Here is a 9,548-nt window from a genome sequence, read left to right as displayed (position 1 = left end):
CTTGGCCTGTTTAAGCTCTGTGATTAAATCGCGCTGAATATCAATGTTTTGCTCATTGTATCCCTGCTCAATAAAGGTTTTGGCTTGCTCGTATTTGTCTTGCCACGCTTGCCATACCGGCTCTAACGGGTCGGCACTGGTACTCCGTCTTTTTTCGAGTACTTGCGGCACATTCAGCTCTTCTATGGTAGCGGAGGGTTCCGACTCATTGCCAATCGGCCACCGTGGAGTCTGCGGGCTCTTATGCGCAGCACGTTCAGCCGCCGCACGATTGGTTTCAATCGATGTCAGGCCAGAGCCGGCATAAAGAAGGGGAGTCGCATCTAGCGAAGGGGTATTTAAAACGTTGTAAGGCACAAGCACTTTGGAGTCGTTAGGCACAGGGATTATCCTTAATGAGCAATTGAGAAAACTGTCAAAAGATAACCAATCAAAACGATGATAGAGCGTATAAAATGCGCAAAAAAACACCGCCAATGCTGACGGTGTCTAAAACTAACCAAAATCTTAAATGTCTCGTCTCACTCATCTGATGGACTGGTATCTAAACGGTCTCCTTGTTGTTCCCCCTGCTGCAACAAGTCAGCGATAGGCTTAGCATAAACGACTCTTGGGATATCTCCTGACACATCAACGGTTATCCACATAGGTCGTCCGCCTTTATTTGAGTAGTTGGGTGGGTTCGCCGCCGACAACTCATTTCTACAGCCGCTGAATGTGACGTATTTATAGTGTGAGTTTTTCAGGTCTAATTGCTGAAAAACATCACTTAAGCTCGCCTCTGAGAAAGCAAATGTTCGCTCACGAACGGTAAGCACATCTGTGGCCCTTGTGGTGCCTTGACGATTGTTTATTATCGCGTCTACTATGTCAGATTCTGTTTCTGCACCATCACTATGCCGCCCTTGATATTTAAATATTCGATAATCTTTGATATTGCCAACATCACCTGAACCAGAGGCATCAACGACATCATTTTGGTACATGTGTGGGCTACCTGTCGTGCCGGTTTTATGTGGATTGAAGGTATGACCTGAACTCGTGACCGTTGAGTGTGGACTGAAGTTAGGGTTGTTCATGATCTCTATCGAAGGATCAGATAATGTCCTTCCATGCGGGCCTAGGAACTCCATAGTGATCCCATCTGGAACTTTAATGTCTCCCGTTTTAAAAGCAAGGCTGGTTAAAGACGCATTCTGGTGATAACCACCGTGAACTGATATCAGCAAAGTATCTGCTTGAACGCCATCGTTGGCGGTGTAAAGCATAAAATCACTCCCCACCTTATTCCTCACAACAGAAGCAGTGGTACCACTGGGCGTGGTAAATGACTTTAGTGACTGACTATCAGGCTTTCTAACACTTAACTTTGGCCAAGAAAACCCATTCGGGCCACCTTTAGTAACCCGTGTTTGCTGTGATTTTAAATTAACCTTAAAACCTTCTTCAGTGTACCAGCGAGATTGAGAAAGTACTTTGGTATCGCCTGTCGTCACAGGGTCAAACGGCGACAGGAATGCGTTTGAGCGATAAGGGGCTTTGGAACCAAAGTTGTCTGGATAGGCCATTTTTGCCAGTACTTTTTTGTTTTTGTATCCACCAAGGGCACGTTGATATTCAGCAATCCAATTATTTCTAGTATCAAAAATAGGGGTTTGGATACCGTATTTTGCAAATTGAGCTGCGGTAGGATCAAACGCCATTTCGACCCCTTGGTATCGAGCAAATATCACCCAATGGTTATCGAACATATCCGCAGGCCTTCCAATAAACTCATCCCACATGGCAATATTGCCGATTTGTATGTTGTCGACATCTGTGTTGCGGCTCAGCACGCTAAAGATAGATTTGGCTGCATTTTCACAGTTTTCGTGTGGGTGCTGAATGTAATATTTTACATCTGATATCGACGTTATCTGGGAAGATATTTCATCAATTTTCGCTTGCTCGAGCGGTGTCGTTTCGATTCGGTTAAATTGCCCAATACTTGGATCGGCTTTAAACTGGGGGACAGGAATCTCAGCCTTTTTCGAGCGGTGCATAAAGCCAAGCAGCTTATGATGACCACCTTTTGTTTTCGTAATTTCGGTTTGAGCTAAATTCGTCAAACAACGTTTGAAATCAAGCGAATCGGCTCCTGCTTGCTTCATCGTCCCCATGAGTGCTCGACTGGCATGTTTTGACAGGACAATAACATCGCCGATCGCTCCGAGCGCTTCCAGTCCGATATCTACAATGGCCCACGCACGGTCACTCCCGCTAGATTCAGGGTCTGTTAACGTGACGATGCTGACAGCAATATTGCCTGCGATTAAAGCCAAACTCAGTTGAGGAATAGGTATCGCAATCAAAGACAAAATACCTATGATTTGTTTTAGGTTATTTTGGACTTCATCCCAACTCTCCTGAAGAGAAAAGTGCTGCTCATCAAACACGTCATCAAAGTACTCCGACATCGAGTTCTTCAAATATATGGATAGATTCACTGGGCTAAAGGATTCACCTCCAACCTGTGTCTCTAAGTGTTGTAATGGATCAACTGGAAACTTCAAACCTGTCTCTATATCGACGACAAATTTTGTGTTTATCCTCCGCTCAAAAGCACGTTTACCTGTAGGTGTAAGGCAACTGGCTATTGCCTCTTGCTGCACAGAACTCAAACCGTAATTGCGGCTTTGAATCCAAGTAAACCCTTTATATGGCGAGTATAATAAGCCATCTTTCTCAACCATCTCCCCAGCCGTTGTTTGATTATTGTTTGCGTCATAAGGAATAAATACTGAGGCATAAAGTGTATGTTCATCGTAAGCGCATTTATGAGCTTGGGTGTGACCAGCCAAAAATGATTCCAGAAGCGTTTTTTGATTTTTTGGGACTTCGTCACTGTATAGAAAAGTTTGCGTGTGCGCCTTAAAAGCGGTTTCCAATAATAAATTGAGCTCTGCGCTTTTTTCCTCTAATTGTAACTGGAACTGAAATGGGATTTCGGTATCCATATCGTAGCGAGTTTGAGTCACTGTTGAGCGAATGTTATCCCTATCAGAATTGGAAATTTTACCCTTAGCTTTGCAATTTTTTGCGCAATACCAATCCCCTGATGGCACTTTCTTCATCAGCATGTCAGATATTGACATTTTTTCTTTGATAACCCTTATCCTACCGCTACCTACATCCCTATATCTCCTATGTATTTCTATCTCGGAATTAGCATTGAGAATACTCGGATACTTATCCGCGACTTTTTTTGCCTCTTTAATCAGTAATGCACCCATACTATTGTTTGCCATGCTCGCTAAGCTGCTTTTCTCTAATTCTTTGGCTTGAGCGGCGAGCCGAGGGGCTAAGTATGCTTGGCCAGATTCTGATTGTATTAGGCCTCGCAGCTGAGTTTTAAGACTATTGACAGTTTTCCTCATTGTCATATAGCCAACATATCCTTCTCCATATTGCTCCAATTCTGGCGCGCGACCAACAAACAACGCATAGTCATAGGCAAGATAAGCAATCGCACCTTTCAGGCTATTTGTTGCTGCCACGATATCGGCCGAATCGGGTTCTCGATCAAATTGCTGTGGATCAATTCGAAAACGCTTATGAAGTCCCCGCTCTAAGTCTGTTAAACGCTTTTCTAAAGTAAATATGCGAGACACCCTATCTCTTGGCTCTGAGCGGATCTTGTTATAGGCCCATTGAAGAGCAGGTAAAACAGCGCTTAGGCTTGGTGGAAAACTTGATGCAAGATGAGTGTAGTGCTGAGAGAAATAAGCATCACATTCCTCTATTTCTTCAATCTTCATCTGCCCCCAAAGCATCGATAAACGAGTTTGCACTGTTTTACTAATGAACTCTCCGAGGGAGATAATCACTGATGTATAACCGCCTAAACGCTGCCCCTCATAATCGTCGTCATAGTTGCAAATACTGATCACGGGGCTGTGGGAACTTGCCATATGCCTCGTTTTAGGAAAACCCAACGTAAGCAAATCGTCGACTAGACTATGCTCGGCAATATTGGCGATCCCCCAACGATCGCTAAGGCCCTTTAAGACAAAATCACCTTCGATGTAGTCGATGCATGGTGGATAAGGACATCGACGTTTTAATTCCGCAATTAACTCAAGCTGCAATAGATCTGCAGTGGTATGGAATAGAGAAGAAATGTTCATTTCATTAAGAATATCGGTTTGTCTTTGGTGGACCCAATGGGCCATGCGTGCATAATCAGGATCTATGTTTGATGTAGAACGAGTGACACCAGTTCGGATTCCTGTTCTTGTGGTTACTAAGGGAGTACGAGAGTGTGAAGGTTGATATTGCCCAATATTCTGGTTACTAGATTGATTGTCCATAAGCTAATACGCCGCCATATTAAAATGATTGTCTAGTTACAGGCTATTACTGAGCGATTTGATTCGATTGGAAAAAGTGCGCCTATATTGGTAATTGGATAGTAAAACACCGCCGATTGGCGGTGTTGGTGATAACTAATAGATTAAAATATACTACCAATAATTTTTCGAACAAAACCTTCAGGCAGTTCCAATTACCTTATTAAGCGGTAAGGAATACTCTCCATTCCCATTTCTCTGGCCACTTTAAGTCGGTGATTTCCATTAATGACCTTAAATACCCCATTATCCCATCGTACATCTATAGGTGGTAAGTAATGACCTTGATCAAATCCATTTCGTATATTCTCCAACCTTTCGTTATCATATGAGGCACTCCTATCTGCAATCACCTTATCTGTATCCGCATACAAGGTTGCCGGATCACCGGTAAGCCAAGTTTTGATAGCGTTCGGACCAACCACACTATAACGCCTTGGTTGCCATGTTTGATCATTTTTTAAATCTATGTATTCTCCATCCTGTTTCCCAAGATATGTTATTTCTCCATCAGCAGTTTCATACTTGTATATTTGACCATCAAAATCTTCATAAAAGTACTCAGAATCTTCGCCAAACATTTCCACCTTATTCGGTATGCTGTCCCAATCCCCTTTACTTAGCTGTATTGGCTCATCTGCATGACCAGCTGAAGCCGCTTCTTGGTTTCTCGCACCAACAGCTACTTCGACGTCGGCTGGGGTTCGTTCTTCCATCAGAGTACTAAAACTGGCCTCTCCACGTTCATCGAGTTCCATGAGGTGTCTAAACCGTTGACTCAGTTTTCCCTCCACCCTGTTCACCAGATCGAGCTTATCTTGTTGACCGGCAAATAATGTTTTTGCTTGCTTTATAAGCACGTCCCTTATCGGAGTGTGCAAGCTTCTATACATTTGTTTATAGTGTGCATTGCTTACTGAATCTGAAATCGTTGAAGAATCAAAGTCAACCAAACTGAAGCGGCCGGAGCTTGGGTCATACAACACACTACCAAGGTTCAAATCTTCTACTCGGATACCATTATCTTGTAACTTACCCGCCCAATGAGCAATAAAGTCACCATCTTCGATTTTCTCAAGCATATCTTGCATAACTTGAGGGTCCTTAATATCTTCTATCGAGACACCCTTCATCTTGGGCATATTAACCGCATAATAACTTTGCCCTTCAAGGTCTGTGAGAGTAATCAATTCAGCATCTTGGCTGTACAGTTTATTCATGACATCTCTGTTGTTTTCAGCGATACCTTTATCACTTGGCCGCTTGTAAAATTTAATCAGCCTATCTGGGTTGTCAGGATCGTTAAATATCACCCCGTGGGCGCTGGTTCTGGGGGTGTAGATATTTTCTGCACTATACCAACTTGGTGAGGCCTGCATTTGAGGCAAGGCATTGAAGGCCATCTGCTTCGCATTACTGCCGCTTCCAGACCCAGCCTTTTCTAGCGATGCTCTTCCACTTGTGGAAGCCCCCTGACTTGAATCACTGCGAGGGTGATACACACGAGGGGTTGCAGGTTTAAAATCGCTTTGTGTAAGGAACCTACGTGGATCAAACTTGCCCATTTTACTACCAATTTGAACAGGGTTTTGTGTCAATTGCTGTAATGTAGGTAGCTGAATTCCACGGTTTGAGTACCCGATGACTGGACGATTAATGACATCTGCGAGTGCCTGTGCTGCGCCGCTGCTCTTCGAGTAACATGACAACAGGTGTACAGGGCCGCTCCCAGACTTAAGATCAACACCTTGAGATTTTAAATAATCAACAAGCTGCTGGGCGGTCATAGGATGGCTTTGCCTTGCGAGATAAAAATTACCTTGTCGATCCCCATGTATTGAAAGCGCTTCTTGGCCAGCCCTTCCTTGAAACTCTGAGGTATAACCTCGCACTTCTACCCTTCTACCTTCATTCATGAAAGGGATTCTTGCGATTTCTTGCGCATTGTTTCCGACAGAAAATACCTCTTTTTGTTCGCCCGCACTGACCTCAACATCTCCATTTTGCTGGACACTGATGTCGGCAACATTTTTTACCTGATTGGTTGGTGTAAATGAATACACTAAGTTAGGCCTTCTTCCTTGCTCTTCGGCCAGTTTCGTATCGGTTTTTTCACTCCATTCTATCTTTGTGAGTGACGATTGCCCAACCTGATTGTTACTAGGTTGTTGTATATCTCCGCCAAAAGCAGCATAAAAGGTTGGACTATTACTTTGGTATAGTGTGACTTCACCATTTTGGACATAGGCGTATATAACATGTTCATAGTGAACATTTCCATCCCCATCCTTAGTTCCAACATGAATAAAGCCTGATTCGGTGATATCTCCTTTACTCAATGGCCGCTCTACAAGAGACGAGCCTGGAGACTCGGTCACTGAAGTAGGAAGGCTGAATGCTTCGTTATAGATCAGTGAATTCAATCCACTCCCAGAGGCACTTCGCAGACTTTCTGCCACCCCTTTAGGCAGCTCTCCGCTGGCTTGTGCAGTATTAATCGCACTTTTATAGCAGATTTGATTGAAGTCTGAATTTTTTGCGACCGCCTTTAGGATACGTTTATCAAGTTCAGCTGAGCTCTGTACTCGACCCCCTCGATTTTTAAAACGCCATGTAAACTCTTCCCACCAATGCCCAGCTCGCCATTCATCACTACCGACTTTCTTAATCTCAAACTGGCCATCCTGTACGCGCCCCTGATATTGTTTGCCAAAGAAACTGAACAGACTTTGAGTTACCGCTGGCTCAGCCTCTTTTAGAGTCGCGTAATATTCTTCCGGTGTGCCCCCCGCGTCAATATAGGCAAAATAATCCGCATCTGTACCTGGTAGAGTACCTGATTGACCCGCCCATTCACCTCCATGTAATTCAGGTCTTCGGATGGGTACAGCCTGCCCATAAAGGGAACGCCCCGTTGTTCCAGGAACAGGGGAATTACCTTCAACACCTAGAGGAGGGCGCGAGCTTCCCCAGCCATTGTCGACTCCATTCTCAATCAGCCACTGGTTTTGCTTAGGTATATCCGCATCCGCCAAGTCGGGTTTAATCTGATGAGCACGCTCTATAACATCTTGCGCTTTCATTCCCGTACTCAATAAAACACTAAATAGGTCAAGAGGGTCTCCACTGTCGCAAGCTTGTTTGACTCCTCGACCAAGGTCGATAAGATCAACCGTTTCTTCACCAACTTTAAGTAATACTTTGACGCCTTGACCTCCTGTTTTACTAAACTTACCTATTTGAGCCCCAGCTCTTGAACCTGGAATAGAGCCCAAAATAGCGCCTGCGAGATCAACTGGGTCAGGATCTTTTCCATCCACCACATCAGCCGCAATACCGGCCCAACTTTGAGCCGCATTCAAAACAGCCCCTTGAGGGGTGAACGACGTCACAACACCTATACCTGCATCGATCCAAGCCCCAATATACTCCGCTTGTTGCTGATTTTTTTCTGTTTGTTGTAAAGTAACGCCATTACCGTCATCAATCATTAATTGGGTCTGTCTGGCTAATGAGGCAAACGGACGGCTTATAGATCTCAGGTATTCTGAGAAACTCGACGTCGCAAAAGTATATTCTAGCTCTAACTGTACCTGCTCTGCAGATACACCCAATTCCGGAACTTGCGCTCCCAGTATGCTCTTTGGTAATACATGCGAAATAAGGTCTGCAACCTCTTCATCATTATTCGCGTAGCTGTCGGTTATCGTTACTAGCTGTCGTGACAAGGTATTTAAACTGACTAAATCTGAAGGCTGATAGGTAAAGTTGGCCTTTCTTTGATAGGGCTGCCCCGGTTTATTCAAGTCGATATAAAGCCCCGATTTAGCACCAGGGCTGTCAGGCAAAAAGAAACTATTTGGCTTGGTGGAGTCAACCACAACACATGGTTCATTTTTGAGACGAGCATTATAGGCAGCACCTCGTGTACCCTGGCTAAGCAGCTTATCTCTACCAATCTGAAACAGTACATACTCTACTGCATTTGAATATAGCTCTTGTTTAGCATCTGCTGACATGCTTCTGTATGAAGACGCAAGCTCTGTCGCATCTTCACTAATGCCATCTTCGGCCATCGGCCAATTTAGGTGTGAAGATAAAGCGAGATAATCTGCAATATCTCCCCCCAGCGCTTCTATTTTCCTCCAAGTCAACCTGTAATTCAGGTACTCAGGATGTTCATCGACAAACTCTGAGCCTGATTCCCCAAAAGAGTCCAACTGCTGAGCGAGATCTTCCCGTGATTCAACACCAAGTTTATAAGGTGGCTCAATACCCAGAATCTCTTTATAAAGCAGTCTTAACGCTTGCTCTAGTGCACCCATCTTCTGGAGTGTGGATTTAAAAGCGCGCTCATCGTCAGGGTCGAGCACAGCTGAAAAGGTATTGAGATTAGGCCAAATAGCGCCTTCAGATATATATTCGATGGGGTCACGATATAACTGAACACTAGCTGAAGTGCGATCTGTGTGGCTACGAAAATGCTCATAGGTGCTGCCAATGAGCCTGCTCATTGACTGATATTGTTCAATAATATCAGTCAGCTCCTCTTTGCTGATTGCCCCCGTCCGGTCGGTGTACCCTGATAAGTAGCCAGAGCGAAGACGAGTCGAAGCCATGATTTTGTCCAAGCTGGAAACATATATAGAGCCTTGATCGTCCGACACAACAATCGCATGGTCAGCCAAACCAGCGTATCCTTTATCTTTAAGGACTTTTTCTAAAATATTCCTATCTATACCATAACCCGTCTGATATTCTGCCACCCATTCTCTGACAAGGTTTGAGACACCCTCAGAAAAACGTCCAGAATCAATAAGATTAAGCAACTTAGGTAACCCCAATTGGAAGCCATCAGGTTCATTGCAGAAACTGTGAATGAGTTGACGCGCACTATCAGATTCATCACTTGAGCCTGTTTCTAACGTTATATTAGGCTCTCTGTGTTCTGGAAGAATTTGATTATAATGACGTATTTTATCCTTGAATTCAGGCTCTGCCACATCGAGTGTTGGCTCTTCTTCAACAGGCGGATATGGGTTGAAGAATCTCGCTTGATTAGCACCCAGACCTCGCACATCAAAGTAATAGTCTTTGCGTATTGGCTGGTTTAAAGCCCTGCGAAGGTCATTCTCATTCACATAGTTACCCATCTTAAGG

General features: G+C 44.2%; 3 protein-coding genes. All 3 read right to left on the bottom strand.

The features are described from left to right. On the bottom strand, positions 1-381 hold a 381-nt coding region (locus QQK21_RS15810; protein WP_284193152.1), incomplete at its 3' end, for a hypothetical protein. Positions 382-521: 140 nt separating this feature from the next. Next, positions 522-4,349 (bottom strand): putative adhesin, encoded by a 3,828-nt coding sequence (locus QQK21_RS15805; RefSeq protein ID WP_284193151.1) that lies wholly within the window; start codon positions 4,347-4,349, stop codon positions 522-524. A 194-nt stretch (positions 4,350-4,543) separates the two neighbouring features. Then, positions 4,544-9,529, bottom strand: a complete 4,986-nt coding sequence (locus QQK21_RS15800) for a DUF8038 domain-containing protein (RefSeq protein ID WP_284193150.1) — start codon at positions 9,527-9,529, stop codon at positions 4,544-4,546. Positions 9,530-9,548 lie beyond the last annotated feature (19 nt).

The sequence above is a fragment of the Vibrio zhanjiangensis genome (assembly GCF_030161235.1).
GTDB classification, from domain to species: domain Bacteria; phylum Pseudomonadota; class Gammaproteobacteria; order Enterobacterales; family Vibrionaceae; genus Vibrio; species Vibrio zhanjiangensis.
This window is presented reverse-complemented; position numbering and strand designations above follow the sequence as displayed.